At 46.8% G+C, this 14,885-nt stretch carries 11 protein-coding genes; 5 read left to right on the forward strand and 6 right to left on the reverse strand.

The genetic code is table 11. From position 1 onward, the window contains the following. Positions 1–47: 47 nt before the first annotated feature. Positions 48–869 (reverse strand): PAQR family membrane homeostasis protein TrhA, encoded by an 822-nt coding sequence (gene trhA, locus ACFQY8_RS03720; RefSeq protein ID WP_377939186.1) that lies wholly within the window; start codon positions 867–869, stop codon positions 48–50. Between the two features lie 68 nt (positions 870–937). Here trhA and ACFQY8_RS03725 point away from each other — a divergent pair, with 68 nt between their 5' ends. Further along, the gene (locus ACFQY8_RS03725) at positions 938–2,461 is read left to right on the forward strand and encodes a sensor histidine kinase (protein ID WP_377938564.1); all 1,524 of its coding nucleotides are present in this window, start codon (positions 938–940) and stop codon (positions 2,459–2,461) included. Between the two features lie 81 nt (positions 2,462–2,542). Here ACFQY8_RS03725 and ACFQY8_RS03730 read toward each other — a convergent pair whose 3' ends face one another. From ACFQY8_RS03730 to ACFQY8_RS03745, 4 genes are all read right to left on the reverse strand, one after another. Further along, a complete protein-coding gene (locus ACFQY8_RS03730) occupies positions 2,543–2,818 on the reverse strand; it encodes a WhiB family transcriptional regulator (protein WP_377938565.1) in 276 nt (91 codons plus the stop codon). Between the two features lie 27 nt (positions 2,819–2,845). Continuing rightward, positions 2,846–4,660, reverse strand: coding sequence for an FtsK/SpoIIIE domain-containing protein (locus ACFQY8_RS03735; RefSeq protein ID WP_377938566.1), 1,815 nt, complete (start codon positions 4,658–4,660; stop codon positions 2,846–2,848). Positions 4,661–4,737: 77 nt separating this feature from the next. After that, positions 4,738–6,069 carry an LCP family protein gene (locus ACFQY8_RS03740; protein WP_377938567.1) on the reverse strand — a complete coding sequence of 444 codons (1,332 nt, stop codon included), beginning with the start codon at positions 6,067–6,069 and terminating at the stop codon, positions 4,738–4,740. A gap of 12 nt (positions 6,070–6,081) precedes the next feature. Then, positions 6,082–7,575 carry an LCP family protein gene (locus tag ACFQY8_RS03745; protein ID WP_377938568.1) on the reverse strand — a complete coding sequence of 498 codons (1,494 nt, stop codon included), beginning with the start codon at positions 7,573–7,575 and terminating at the stop codon, positions 6,082–6,084. 135 nt (positions 7,576–7,710) lie between these two features. On the opposite strand from ACFQY8_RS03745, the gene ACFQY8_RS03750 reads away from it, so the two are divergent. Both ACFQY8_RS03750 and ACFQY8_RS03755 read left to right on the forward strand, forming a co-directional pair. After that, positions 7,711–10,869 (forward strand): glycosyltransferase family 2 protein, encoded by a 3,159-nt coding sequence (locus ACFQY8_RS03750; RefSeq protein ID WP_377938569.1) that lies wholly within the window; start codon positions 7,711–7,713, stop codon positions 10,867–10,869. A 1-nt stretch (position 10,870) separates the two neighbouring features. Beyond that, positions 10,871–12,406: a DUF5719 family protein gene (locus ACFQY8_RS03755; protein WP_377938570.1), complete on the forward strand. Its 1,536-nt coding sequence runs from the start codon at positions 10,871–10,873 to the stop codon at positions 12,404–12,406. A gap of 15 nt (positions 12,407–12,421) precedes the next feature. Here ACFQY8_RS03755 and ACFQY8_RS03760 read toward each other — a convergent pair whose 3' ends face one another. Further along, positions 12,422–12,850 (reverse strand): metallopeptidase family protein, encoded by a 429-nt coding sequence (locus ACFQY8_RS03760; protein ID WP_377938571.1) that lies wholly within the window; start codon positions 12,848–12,850, stop codon positions 12,422–12,424. 106 nt (positions 12,851–12,956) lie between these two features. Here ACFQY8_RS03760 and ACFQY8_RS03765 point away from each other — a divergent pair, with 106 nt between their 5' ends. Continuing rightward, on the forward strand, positions 12,957–14,048 hold the full coding sequence (locus tag ACFQY8_RS03765; protein ID WP_377938572.1) for an HAD-IIB family hydrolase: 1,092 nt from the start codon (positions 12,957–12,959) through the stop codon (positions 14,046–14,048). Positions 14,049–14,463: 415 nt separating this feature from the next. Further along, the gene (locus ACFQY8_RS03770; protein WP_377939187.1) at positions 14,464–14,880 is read left to right on the forward strand and encodes a ComF family protein; all 417 of its coding nucleotides are present in this window, start codon (positions 14,464–14,466) and stop codon (positions 14,878–14,880) included. Positions 14,881–14,885 lie beyond the last annotated feature (5 nt).

Here is a 14,885-nt window from a genome sequence, read left to right on the forward strand (position 1 = left end):
TCGTATTTTCGATTACTATGACGCTAGAAATATTGTCTTGTGCAACTCTAGTGCCACAGAGACACGACGACAAAATAAATGGCGACAATGTGACACGCGTAGCCGAGAACTGTTCCAGTATGGAAAATCTCGTGAAAACCGTAGACACGTGGCCATGGATCTGGCCATCGACGTGCATAGACAAGTGCTCCGAGAATGTAGCAGAGGCCTCCAGAAACGATGAGCCACACTACTGCTGGACCTGCATAGGCGGAGAACCAGAAGAGACCGAGATAGGCCACTCCAGACACTCCGAAGATGATATAGACGACAGTATAGAGCCATCGTGGAGCATTAATCCAGATGACATGTATGAGCATTGCTACTGCAGTAGAAGCCCAAATAGTAGAAATAATGATATTACGCCAGAGAGGGTCAAGAGCAAAAGCAACAGGCGTATATGTACCTGCGATGAGAAGGAAAATATTTACGTGGTCGATACGACGCAAGATATCGGTTACTTTTGAGTTCCAGTCACCAACATGGTAGATTGCTGAATTTGTAAAAAGAATAAGCGAGCTTGTCATAAAGACTGCGCATGCCCACTTAAGTCCAGTTTGCTTGGCAAGACAGATAAGAACGATACCTGCAGCGAGAGATAGAGGTGCAGTGACAAGGTGAATCCAGCCGCGCATAGCAGGCTTGGGGCGTCCATGAACGTCAAGTCGTACACGAGGTTGATAAGTCCCATGGGCTTTCTGCTCAATTATCGTAGCCTTATATTCAGCACGTGCGATGATACGATGTGCTTTTGCTTGAGCTTTCGCGCGGATTGCCTCAGCGCGTGCGTCTTCTTGTGCTACGTACGCGTCGCGGACCTCAGGAGTCATATGTGAATTTTCTTCAGCCATAATGAATGCTATTATAGCCGTATTTTCTGTGCGCTAAACTTAAACTTATGACTGACTTTTTGGACTATATCTCTCAAACTCCTGGCTATGATGCTGAGGATATGAGACATCTCCATTCGCTTATCGCCGACTGGCAGATTATTGCTGATTTGACTTTTTCCGATTTAGTACTCTTACTGCCACCATCAATGGATGATGCTGACGATCCGGAGCGATTTATCGTTGCGGCACAATGCCGTCCATCTACTGTGATTTCTCGTCTGACGCAGGATCTTGTAGGCGGTCCGATAGAGGATGAACTTCTTGGATTAGTTGAAAATACGTGGAAATCTGATTCGCTGTCCCGTATGGATCATTACCGTGAAGTCGCAGGAGTTTCTGTGTGTGATGTGGCGACACCTGTGGTACGTCAAGGGCGCGTCCTCGCAGTTGTTATACGCGAGACGAACATGGATACACGCGGTGAGAACGGTCACTATGAGATGGCAAGTATCGGCGTAGGAAAGCAACTTTTCTACATGATTGCTGAAGGTGAGTTCCCGTATGAGAAGCGCCTTTCCCTCGTTCGAGGTAAATATCGTCGTCATGATCCGCGTGTTTCGGACGGGTTTGTCGTCATTGATGCTGATGGTTTTGTCACGTATGCCGCGCCAAATGCTATCAGCTCATTCAAACGTATCGGTGTAGCAGGGGATATGGTAGGAAGTTATTTCAGTGAAATTGTCACTAGCCATCTGGCAGAGCATATCGGACTGCCTGAAGCTCTGCCTCTTGTTCTCACAGGTAAAGGTGCTGCTGCAGCAGTTCTTGAAGCAAATCAGGCGGTTATCTCTATGCGCTCTCTTCCACTGAAGTCTGAGGGCGAAGCTACTGGTGCGTTGATACTGTGTCGTGACATTACTGAACTTCGTTGGCGTGAACGCCAGTTGGAGACAAAAGATGCCACAATTTCTGAGGTCCACCATCGCGTCAAGAATAATCTTCAGGCGGTTTCATCACTTTTACGTCTCCAAGCACGTCGTACGAAGTCGCAAGAAGTACGTAAGGAGCTTGAAGAAGCACAAAGACGAATCGAAACAATTGCTGTGGTTCATGAGGGGTTGAGCCAAAATGTTGACGAGATTGTTGATTTTGACTCTGTCATCGCAAACTTACTGCGTATGAGTGTTGATTTGGCATCAGCGAAAGATCAGCATATAGATATTTCATATCTCGGTAAATTTGGTATGATGCCAGCCCAAGACGCGACTCCGCTATCATTGGTCCTAACTGAGCTTGTTACAAACTGTGTCGAGCACGGTTTTGAAAATCGCCAGACGGGGAATATTCGTATTTCTGTGGGGCGCGCTGGAAACGACCTTGACATTGTTATTGAGGACGATGGGCAAGGTATCGAGTCGGAGGCAGATGCCGAGACCATGTCGGCAAAATCTTCGGGTTCGGGACTGGGAACGCAAATTGTTAATACGTTTGTGAAAAATGATTTTAATGGTTCAATCAAATGGAGCCCTGGTCGCGAATCAGGGACGCGCATTGACGTTCATATCACACTGCGTGCAGCAGAGAATTAGAAAAACTTAAGGCTGTAACATGTAGGAATGGGGATTGACTACATAATCAATCCCCATTCCTACATGTTTGTCATATACTATTTAGTGCATTCCCAGTGCAGCAGTACGGCGAGCGCGCATTGCACGACGTTTGAGCGCACGGCGTTCATCTTCACTCATTCCGCCCCACACGCCATAATCCTGATTCGTATCGAGTGCGGTACGAAGACAAGAGTCAACGACTTCGCAGGAACGACATACGGTCTTAGCTTCTTCAATCTGCTGATAGGCAGCACCTGTATTTCCTACAGGGAAGAAGAGCTCAGGATCCTTATCTCGGCAAGCCGCCTTTGCACGCCAATCATAGGAACTGCTCATGAATCCTCCTCATTACAACTTTCCTTGTTAAGAAAACCATAAGTGGAGTGATTTTTCAAGAGTTTCGTCGAAAATAGGGTCGAAAAATTGGAAAAATATGCAGGATTGACCAAAACTGACTGCACGCATCGGATGAGGTGTTGGATAATCAGTCATAATTTCTTTCGTTTCGGAGCTCAAATTTCTCCCAAATTCTGGCATAGCTAACGATGATGCATTCCCCTGTAAAACGAGCGCATGTGCTAGTGCATTTCGGGCAGTCGTATTCAGCTGAGAAGATATGCGAGATAGTGACGGGATAAAACATATGAGAGTCGTATTTCGTGAAGTGACGAACGTTTCAATATCACGAGCATCGCAGCTTTCGTGGATAAGAACGCTATGCTCTGTCTCAGAAGTAAAAGATTCATCGGTAATGGACATAGTCCATCCCGCTACTGTGAGCGATTGAGCAAATGAGCATAATGCAAGATGTGCATCGCTATCACTCATGCCGGTCAGGACTATGACTTTATGAGCCTCGAGATTGATGTCGTAGTCTTGCGTGACGATTCCGGTATCCATGATACCAATAATTACATGTGAGAGAGGAGAACTTGAAGCATTTGAGACGTCACGGTAAGGACGTGTGAGTTTGTCGGGTAGTGGAGGCGTAAAAATGTGGTGAGCCTGTGGAGATTCTATGAAACGTGAAGCCTTGCCAATATTACGCATAAGCTGACGTTCATCAGCATAGGTATCCACGATAAATGTGGATGGTCCTTCCGGAGCATTAATAAACCCTGCACCACGCATATGGGCGTCTATACGTGAAGCTACTGGCGAGGAAAGTAAATCGAGTGACTGCATGGGATCTGTCACTCTCATACAAATATGCAGAGGCATATTTGCCTTAATATGAGAATTGACTTGATTAAGCGGGTTTTGCGTGCACACGATGAAATGCATTCCGAGCGAGCGACCAAGAGAAATCAAGGTAGAAAAGTACTGCTCATACTGAGGAATCTCCCGTGTGAGTATAAAGAACTCATCTGCCATGATAATGAGTTGCGCACAAGGTTCATGTAGCTCGTCGATAGAGCTAACATGATGGAAAGCGAGAAGCTCTTCGCGTCGTCGCATTTCGGCTATGAGACCACGAATTGCACGTTTTGCATGTAGGAGATTGAGATTTGATACCGAGCCTGCGCAGTGTGGAAGGCTGGCAAGTCGTTGGAAAGTAGATCCTCCCTTGAAGTCGAGAAAGACAAAGTTGAGAATAGATGGGTCATAATGTCGTGCGTAATCTATTGCCCATGTTTCTAGGAGGACGGACTTGCCGGACCCTGTCGTACCTGCCACGAGAGCATGGGGACCTTGTTCAATGATATCGAGAGTAAAATCTGAGATTTTCTTGGACTCATCTTCTGCTCGTCCTAAGTGGGCTGGGTACATGTGAGTTTCATGCTTGAGAGCATCTCTAGCCGTGAGCCAGTCGTGCACGATGAGCTGCCATGAAGGGATAGGACGTTGCTGCGGATCGTTGTGGGAGAAAAACTGAAGAGGAGAGATAGAATTGCTGTCTTCTTGAGATTGAGTAGAAGATTCTGAGCGAGCAGTGTAATTATCTGCAGTTATGGGAGAAAGCTGGCTGAGTGCAGAAGTCAACTGAGTAAGTACTGCCGGAATGAGAAAAATCAGATAAAGCCATTGTTTATTTACGCTCATCCATATACCCATGACTGTATAACTCACGAGGGGAAGTACCACACTGAGTATACGCATGATACGTTGCCATAGGGGACGTCGAGATGACGTGCGTATGCCGTGAGCTTGAGTGGCTTGCGTAGAAGAAACGACCATGCTTCTTATTATGGAAGAAAGGTCATGGTCGTTTATATGAGATGGAGCTACTGTGTACGGATGTGGATAACCGTGCCTTAAGCGCCGGTATATCCACCAACTTGAGTACCAGCAGAAATCTCGCCTGCTCGAAGTTTTGTAAATAAGTCGTTATTCTTTTGGGTATCTAAATGAATGGCAGATCCCACGCCTCCTGGACGATAATCAAGGCTGTCATAGTAGACACTGCCAGAGACACCATTGGCGCCAGATGCATTACGAAATGCAAGAGCCATAGATATCATGCTTGCAGTATTTGATTTTTTGTCTACTTTAAGCGCTTTGAATGCCGCAGATGCTACATTCATAGCCTTGACTGGATTGGAAAGTGTAGAAGGGCTAGCAGCTTTCTTGATGATGGCGCTAATGACTTGGCGCTGACGCTTGGCGCGTCCGATATCACCTTCAGGGTCTGAGTATCGCATGCGTGCGAAGGAAAGTGCCGTCGTGCCGTCAGCATCATGACATCCTGCCGTCCAATTAAGTTGTGAATATGCATCATTGACCGTATTGTCATAGCAGAGGTTGACTGTGCCCAACGCATCAACGATAGTTGCTACACCGTCAAAACCGATTTGTACGACGTGATCAATTTTTGCGCCGCTGATTCCTTCGACGACGGATACCAGAGCTTGGTACCCATAAAGTTCGGCGACGGCGTTGATTTTGCTACCGTTGCCTTGATACTCGACATAGGAATCGCGAGGAATGGAAATTAATGATGCTGGTCCGGATTTTGGTTGTGTGAGCACGAGGATAGAGTCCGTTCTAAAGCCTGTAATGGAGTCTCTATCGTCGCTTTGTACTACGCCATCACGAGCGTCAGACCCCAAAATAAGCCATGAATTCGTAGAGGAATTATCAGACGATGGCGTCAAATCAAAAGTTTTATTGAGCTGACCATCCACCCAGAACCATAGCCACCCACCAAATACGAGGATAATGACGAGCAGAACAATGACGAATCGTGCAAAAATTGTCCCTATGCGTTTTTTAGTATGAGGAGCATTTGCTGGTCCAGATGGCACAGATGGTGCAGACGGTGCATCCCCAGCATGTCCTCGCGTGGAAGGTGCAAAAGTCTGAAATTGTGTGCGCGGATTTATGCGCTCAATCTGGGGTTGTGAAGGTGTAGAACCCCCCGAAACGTGTGACGATGTGCTTCCGTGAGTGGAGCGAGAAGAACGCGGAGCAAAGCTTGGAGGAGTATCCCTCTCAGCTTGCTGAGCTTTCCTGGTGTCGTAAGATCTGCTGGCATCTTCATGCGGCTGTGCTCCTGCCTTACGAGCTGTACGCTGAGGCGTGAAGCTTGGGGGAGGCGTCGTTGATGAAGAGTCTTGCGAAGGATTATTTTGTGGAATGCGCGCCATAACAAGTAGTCCTTAGCTCTCAATTTTGCAGAAGGTGTAGTTCAGATAACGTTGTGCCAGACCGACATACCAGCCAGTTTGCTGATCATGGATAATCGCATCATCCTTCGTAACGTACCCTCCAGTTTGTGGATCGATTAAAGTTCCGTCCGCCTGCACGATGAGACCTGTATGAGGGTCAACAGTGCCTGAAGCAGTGTTTGTGCCGTTTGATGAAGAAGCAGAATTGTTCGATTGCGTTGATGAGCTGCTCGAAGAATTATTGGAGGAGCTACTTGTAGAGCTACTGTTGTCGCTATTGCTTGACGCCGAACCTGTAGAGTTGTCAGAAGTGGAATTACTAGAATTGCCAGAATCTGCAGTGCTGCTATCGTTTAGATTGTCGTCAGTATCTGTTGCTTCATCAGTAAGTGGCTTATCACTTGTCATACGTTTCCAAACGTCGGATGCGCTACTCGCCCACACGACGCGATTAGGGTTGGTCGGGTCCGTCTTGATGGGAACTGTCTGACTGTAAATATTTGAAGTTTTGAAATTTTTCAAGCTCGAGGCAAGTCCTACGAGCGTGCCTGATTTTGCCATGCCCTCAGAAATGTTGAGAGACTGCAAAGCGGTGGTCGCTAAACGATAAAGATCTTGTGGTTGGGTAAAAATGCTTTTGTTGAGTGCCTCACGCATAAGCATTTTGACGAGGTACTGCTGACGGACAGTGCGCATGACGTCAGAGCCATCTCCGAGTCCGTGACGTACTCGCGCATATTGTGTAGCATCAGTTCCATTGAGATGATTGAGGCCGGCTGTTAGAGTTAAATTTGTATTGTCATCGTGGAAATCTTCGGCGATACAGACGTCTACGCCGCTGAGAGCATCAATCATATTTTTTAGACCAGCAAAATCAACTGTTATGAACTGAGAAATACTCAACCCTGTGAGTGCATTGACAGCACTCATGGTGCACGTTGATGCTGATGCTAAGTCTCCGCCGACGTTGTACGCATTAGCAAATATGGAGTTAAACATTACGTGGCTTTGTGCAGGAATGGTACCCTTCGACGTTTCACAGCTCGGCACGGAAACCATGGAGTCGCGGGGAATGGAAACGATGTTGATAAACTTACGGTTTGCAGAGATGTGCACCACCATAGTTGTGTCTGCTTGGTGATTTCCTACTTCGCTGGCGCCACCTATTGCGGAGTTTTCATTTCCGTCTCGACTATCGGTACCGAGCACGAGGATATCAAGAGCTTTACCGGCATTCGGATCGATAATTTCTTTTTTCACGTTCTTTTGCGCGATGACAGATACGCTTGAGTCGTCAATGATGGAATTGAGTTGCACAGCTATCGCGCCAGCAGCAGCAGCGATGAAGACAATGATAGCTGTGAGCGCGATAGCAACGGTGCGCATAGCTATGGGGGCTTTATACCCGTGTGAGTGCGCGGGAGCGTGCGACACTGACACACGCTGAACTGAGGTATTCGAATGTTTTGATGGTCGATGTCCCACGGATACGCCTTTCCCTTTTTACTTACTCATAGTCTAGGGGTAAGGTGAAATATCTACTGCGATGTCATAGCGATATTCACATTCTTTACTAAAGACATGTAAAATATATCATTATGCTCTACTAATGTAGGTGGGGTGAATAGACTGCACCATATATCCGAAGCTCTTGTCGCTATTGATAGCTCAGAGGTAGTATCTCTAGCCGACGCGCTTTCTCGTGTAGCGGGAAACATACGACGTTATACTTCCCAAGATTCTTACGAAACTCCTACGATAGATACAACTTTGGCGGCAGTAGTAACCGTCGAAGAGGATACACGCTATCTGAGCGATACTGTGACATCGCTGATGGAGCAAACTGTCTTGCCAAGCACAGTTCTTATCGTGAGGAATACTGGTGACTCGGAGCACATATCGACATCTGAGATTAACAGACTCGAATCGATTGTGGAGCAGTTTCCTACGACGACGCATGTTCTTACTGTAAATGCTGCATCGTTTGGTGAAGCCATAACACGTGCTGTCAATGATGCGACAGACAGAGGAATACTGAGTAACGCTCTAGAATATTTATGGCTTTTACATGATGATTCACGACCTGAGCAGGCGGATTATGTGGAAAGGCTTAACGAGGTCCGCCGTAATAATTCCCAGGTCAGTGTGATTGGCGCTAAGCAACTCTCGTGGGATAGCGCCACTCTCTCTAACGTCGGGTATTATGCGCATCCGCGCCATAATGTGACTTCTCTCGTGGTGGATGGCGAAATCGATCAAGATCAGTACAATGCGCGTCAAGATATGTATGCAGTCAGCTTAGCGGGAGCCTTTGTACGCATTGCTGATTGGATGCGTTTAGGCGGTTTTAGCTATTCTGCAGGTACCTTTGGGCAGTCACGTGACTTCGGTAGGCGAGTAGTACGCGCGGGAGGTCGTATCATCGTTGTGCCAGAAGCGCATATCGCGCACCGTCGAGCTCGTTTTAGTGGAGTGCGTACGAGGAACGGGCATGTGCATCATTATGATGCTGACGATGCAAGAACACTTCGCAATAGTGCGCTAAGTACATTGATTGCGCGTGATGCGTACAAATACTCTGATGTAGCCCGCCCGCGGTGGATTTATATGTGGCCTGTGAACCTGATTATGGCCGTAATCCGCGCTGCTACAAATTTCGGAAAGAAAATGCCATACGAGGCTTTGTGCGAATTGCTGCTTCCATGGTATGACCTAGTGCATGTGCATTCTTTATCCGCTCAGCGTTCTTTATTGAGAAATGTACAGACAGTTTCGTTATCTCAGCTTTCAGGGCTTGTAGCCACGAGCGACCAGTTGCGCGTATATGCAGATCGTACGGCAAACCTTCTTTCGCAAGATGATTACGAATCTGTTAGTCCGCTTGTTAAGAAGCACCTTCGTGAGCAGTCTCGCATTCGCTACATGTGGTTGGCAGTGTGTGCAGCTCTTGTTTTTATCGTGCATGTTACTTTTAATTTTGACATAGTTCGAGGGGTTCTCAGTGGAGAGCATCTGGTATCGTCTTCACTTATTTCTACTGCCTCGACGACACGTCAGCTTTTCTCTAGTGCCACCACGTATTTTAGTTTCAGTCAACTTGATGGTGTAGCACTTCCTCCCTCTCCATTTCTCCTTGTCTATGCGTTCATAAGCTTGTTTACTTTTGGACATGCGTGGGCTACGAGTGCACTTATTTTCTTCCTTGGTGCTCCTGCTGCGTTTATGAGTGTATGGGCGTTGACAGGCATTTTTACTCGTTCGAATATTTCTCGATGTGCTCTCGCATGCGCTTGGGTAGCATTTGGGTATGGTTCGGGAATTTTTAGTCAGGGAAATATTGCACTTATCACCGTCATGATTTTCTTCCCCGCAGGTGTAGCATTTGCTGCAAAAGCTATCGGTGTGTATCAGACAGAAGAGCCTGTACAAGCAGAACCTTCCATACAAATCTCTGCGTGGGCTGCGCTATGTTTCGCCTGTGCAGTAGCGAGTGAGCCTCAAATTATCGTCGCAATGGTTATCGTAGGTATCATCATGATGTTTATCTACCGTCAACATGCATTAATGATTGTCTCTATGGCGATTCCAAGTCTCGTGATTTTGCTTCCAACTTTTACGTCCATCGTGATGAAACCAAGCATTATCTCTCAGCTTTTTAACGACATTTCTGTGCGTGAGGGTGCTTCATCAGCATCACACGTTTCTGTCTTTACTCGTCTGACGGGCATAATCATAGCGAATGGCGGTGGCGCATTAGGAGCTACGATGATGACGTTAAGTAGCATTGCTATGTTGGCATTTCTTGGATGCGCTGTAGCAACGCTGGCTTTGCCGTCTCTCATTCGTCCGGCACGGATTTTATGGATAAGTCTCGTAGCGGCTCTGGGCCTAGCAACTGTAGCGCCTTATATTCCTGTGGCACGTGGCGTAAGCGGTACAGTCTACGGTATGATTCTCCCTGCAATGATGATTGTTGTCCTTGGTCTGCTTGTAGCCGGGAGTATGGTTTGTGGACCTGCCACTGCTCATTTTGTTCCTGTTCTAGAGAAGGACAAAAAAGTGCACGCTCTGGCAGATAGCAGTGAACCAACCAAATCAGGTGAAGATGCTATACGCCGAGTCGCTTTCGGCGTTAGCCGTGCCTTCGTTATTGTGTGTGCTTTTGCGCTTACCGTCACATGGGGTTATATGGCATATGAGGCTCATTCATCGCTGACGACAAGTCGTGAAGCATTACCTATGGTTGTACAGGATTATTTGTCAGCAGCATCAAATCGTCGTATAGCTGTCGTCAAGCTCACCGATAGCGAAGCGCTTACATACTCTACCCTTCACTCTGCTCACGGAGATATCATCGACAGTTCTGCAGCTGTAGATGCACAACAAGTAAAAGGTACTTCTCAGCCGCGTAGTGAAAAAGTTGTAGCGCATGCTTTAGCTCAGCTAGCTCAATCAAATAGTGATGATGCAGTTAATACTTTGAGTGATGCAGGTATTGGCGGTATATACATCATGTATGACGGGCATGAGAGTGCTTTTAGTAGTTACCTTGCGAATGCTGCTGCGAGCGACAATGCAGAGGCAGTAGTGAATAACAAGCAGGGCGCATATGTGCGTATTTCCATTAAATCCATGAGTGACCAAGGCGTCGCTACCCAGGCACTACATCGTGCGCAACGAAGTATGTGGCGATACTCGTGGATAACGATACTGAGCATCATGATATTGATTTACTTGGCTCTGGGGCTACCAAGCATCGTGACAAGGGGAGAGGAATAATATGCCGACGACTCGTGCACTATCAGTTCTACGCGTTACAGGTGCGACTCTTAGCGCACTTGCGCTCTTGGGGGCAGGGCTTTATATGAGCTCTGGCGCAACGGATGGCTGGATGAAGGGTATAATTCCCTCCCCATCTAGTAAGTCAACTACGACGATGCAGAATGTCGCTCAACAGACGTCATCATTGTTCTGTCCAGCAGGGATGACACTTGCAGATGATGCAAAATTCGGCGATTCTGATTATCAGGCTACGGCCGGGGATTTGAAGTCGGCATCGCGAGTAGCAGGAATTGGTGCATTGTATCAAGCTGAGTTCGATGACGTAAATCAGACAAATACGAAGTCGCTCATCTTAGATGGGGCGACAATGAATGCACAGTCTCTCGTGACAGATACCAGTGATGCTTCTACAGCTAGGACTCTTACAACACGTACATTGAAAGCTGACCGACTAACTGGAGGTACAGGCAGTGTTGTGTCATGGGCAACGACTGGTGATGTACGCGGCGTGTCTGCTGCGCAGTGCACGACTTACCGTACACGTCAGGCTTTTTTGATTCCTGCTACGAATACTGGGTGGTCTCAGCGTCTCGTCGTGGCTAATTCTTCAGATAAGCCGACATCGATTACTCTTCACGCATGGGGCACAAAATCTGGTGAGGAGCTGAATCTTGCGACTAATGCTAAAGCTACTGTTGATGCACATTCAACGATGACAGTTGATTTATCCGCTGCACTTAACTCTGCTGAAAGTACTTATGTCCAAGTAATTGCTAGTGGTGCGCCTGTGGCAACTATTATTCAGGCTATCCATATGAACGGCTTAACACCATTGGGATCCGAGGACATCATGCCACTGAATGCAGCCGCTACAAATCAAGTGGTACCAGGGGTAAGTGGAGTATCATCTGCGCAGCTTAATCTTTTTGCCTCAACAGATACCCAAGTTCGATTAACTTACATCACAGATAAAGGGAAGGGCTCTTCGCGCACAGTCCATCTGACGGCACATCGTGTCTATACAGTGACTCTTGATGATATATCAGAGGGGACAAAGTCCATACTCCTTGACAGTACTTCCGCTGTCCAGGCTTCAGCTTTCACACAGGTGGACGGACAGGATGGTCAGACAGACTTTGCAATTTCAGGAGCTTCTCAAGCGTATAATGCATACGCAGTGACTCTTCCGGATGATACGCAATCTACGATTGATATCACAAACACATCACCAGCTACGCGTAAGGCAAAGATAGTCGCATACGGTAGCGACGGTAAGTCTAAAGGAGAGAAAGAAATTACGATTTCTGCGCATTCTGTGGCGTCATTTAATGTGGATGATTTTGGTGACGGTGTTGTTTTTGCAACGATTTCGCAGTCAAAAGAGGATAAGTCCTCACTCGTTGTTGGACAGAATATTTCAGTAAAGTCCCTTGCGGATGCGCATATTGCTGCCCGAGCAACTCTTACCTGTCCATCTATGGAGCTTAATACTATACAATTTGCTGTAACTCATGCAAAGACAGTGCTTAATTAGCCTTCTACGCTTTGTCTACTCGTCCCATGAGGGGTCGATGTATTCAGGATTGAGTCCTGATAAATGCGCTAGTTGTCGTATGATTTCTTTTCGTATGATGAGTTGCAATTCGATGCGGTTATGCGCACGGAACTCGAGGGGTTTGCGATAGAGAGCTATCCGAGCTGATATACCGTGGCTTGCTTCGAAACTTTGAGATAACTTTACGCTGAAGTTTTCCCAAGCAAGCGGGGAAGAAGGAGGAACGTCTTCCACCGCACATTCAACATTTGTAAAGAGCTCAGGCCATGCACTCTTTATACGAGCTACTTGAGCAGCTACTTGTTCATCGAAATAACCTGAATCAGTGCGGTAGAAAGGTAGTTGATTCCCAAAGACTGGGCGACGAATACCACGACCGTGGCGGTTCCGATACGTAGGTCTTTCCCAAGGAAGTTCACTCATAGTCTCTAGAATAGCAGTGGTGTGTGTAGCGCTTTTCGTAATAGCTTTAGATAAGTCTATATTTTAAGCTCAATACGTTACAATAGTAACGTTTGGAGGTTCAGCAGTGTCACATACGCCACATATTGTGCAGGCAGCAGATGTAGATTTTTCTGCTGTCTCGGCTGATGCTCGTCTTCTTGCCTTTGATCTTGACAATACACTTGCACGCTCGAAGATGCCGATGAGTGACGAGACTGCGAGACTTTTTGTCTCACTTACACACGTGCTCCCCCTTGCAATTGTTACAGGTGGGCGTTTTGAGCTCATTGAATCACAAGTGCTTGATGCTGCGTTTCAGCACGCATACCTTCCGCATCTTTCGCTACTTCCGGCTACAGGGACTTCCTACTATAATTGGGACGGTCACAAATTTATCAAGGTTTATTCAGTCGAGTTGACTGAAAGTCAGCGACGCCGTACTTACGAAGCTTTGGAACGTGCTGCTCGCCAACTTGGTCTATGGTATGACAAGACAGACGGTGCGCAAATTGAGGACCGCGGTAGTCAGATTACTTTTTCGGCATTGGGGCAGCTTGCACATGTCGATTTAAAAGAAGCCTGGGATCCAGATGGTGCAAAACGTGAACATCTTGCGCAGCTCGTACGACAAATGTTGCCTGATCTTAATGTTCGTATTGCTGGTGCGACGAGTATTGATGTAGCACAAAAAGGGCTCGACAAAGCGTTTGCCGTTCGTAAATTAGCTCAATTGCATGGGTGCCGTGTGTCAGATATCGTCTTCGTCGGTGATCGCATGGATAAAGCTGGCAATGATTATCCAGCTGCACTTGCAGGTGCTCGTGCGATTCAGGTTAATGGTCCAGCAGACACCAATGAAGTCATGCGTAATTTTATGAATGTCTTTATGCATGACATGAGTATCGATGTTATAGATCGTGTGCTGTGGCTTCATGGTCAGCAGGTGAATTTATCGGATGTAGAGTTTTCTCTGTTACTTGCGTTAATGCATGCTCGAGGAGAGTCAGTTACGCGTGAGAAACTTATTCAGGATGTATGGGGATATACGGACTTTCAAGATACTCGTTTACTCAGTACGGCAATTACACGTCTTCGCTCGCGTATCGAGGAGAATCCCATTATGCCTCGTAGAATCATTACAGTACGTGGTGGCGGGTATAAGCTCGTTTATAGATGAAATTAAATTTCCGTGGTAGTGCGGATATCCACATTCGTACACAGTTGTTTTCGTAGCTTTATGAACAAGTCCATTTCGACGTAGTTTAGACGTTATGAATGTGTGGATGTCATTTTTGCAAGCGGTCAGTTTAGTGCTTTGGCCGAGGCACTGTGCGGGGTGCTTAGAGCGAGACTGCATCGTATGTGAAGCATGTCAGCATAAATTTGAGCGATATAGAAGACGTATCGTCGCGCATAGTATTCCAGTATATTCGTGCGCACACTATAGTAATGAAGTGCGTCAGGCTATTTTGTCGTGGAAAGATCACGATGACGAAGAACTTGATGACTTTCTCAGTAATGCTGTGCAACGACTCGTAGTATATGAAGGGTTATCTATGCTAGACAATTGTGTGCAACAATCAGCAAGGGTCATGCGCGATTCTCTTGAGATATGTGTCATACCCGTTCCCTCGTCTGAAAAGTCTATCCAACAGCGTGGTCGAGTGCATATTCTTCCTATAGCTTGCGCCGTTTGTGAGGGATTAGAGATATACTCACGTCAATCAAAGACTGCACTCAAATCGCATGTGTGCAGGGCATTAACCATAGAAAAACATACAAAAAAGTCTGTGACACAGTCCGATAGAAGACAACGAAGTACACGTCTTTTGCATAGCCTGCGATTATGTGCGCCGCATCGGATGAATCATCATTGCGTCATTCTCGTTGATGATATTGCAACGACGGGGTCTACTCTTCGGGCGTGTGCCAGAAAGCTTAAAAGACACGGTGCTGATGTTCTTTGTGCTGTCGTAATAGCAGATAGCAGTCTTGAAGAGGAACAGTAATTGTA

The organism is Alloscardovia venturai, from assembly GCF_042676605.1.
Classification (GTDB): Bacteria; Actinomycetota; Actinomycetes; order Actinomycetales; family Bifidobacteriaceae; genus Alloscardovia; species Alloscardovia venturai.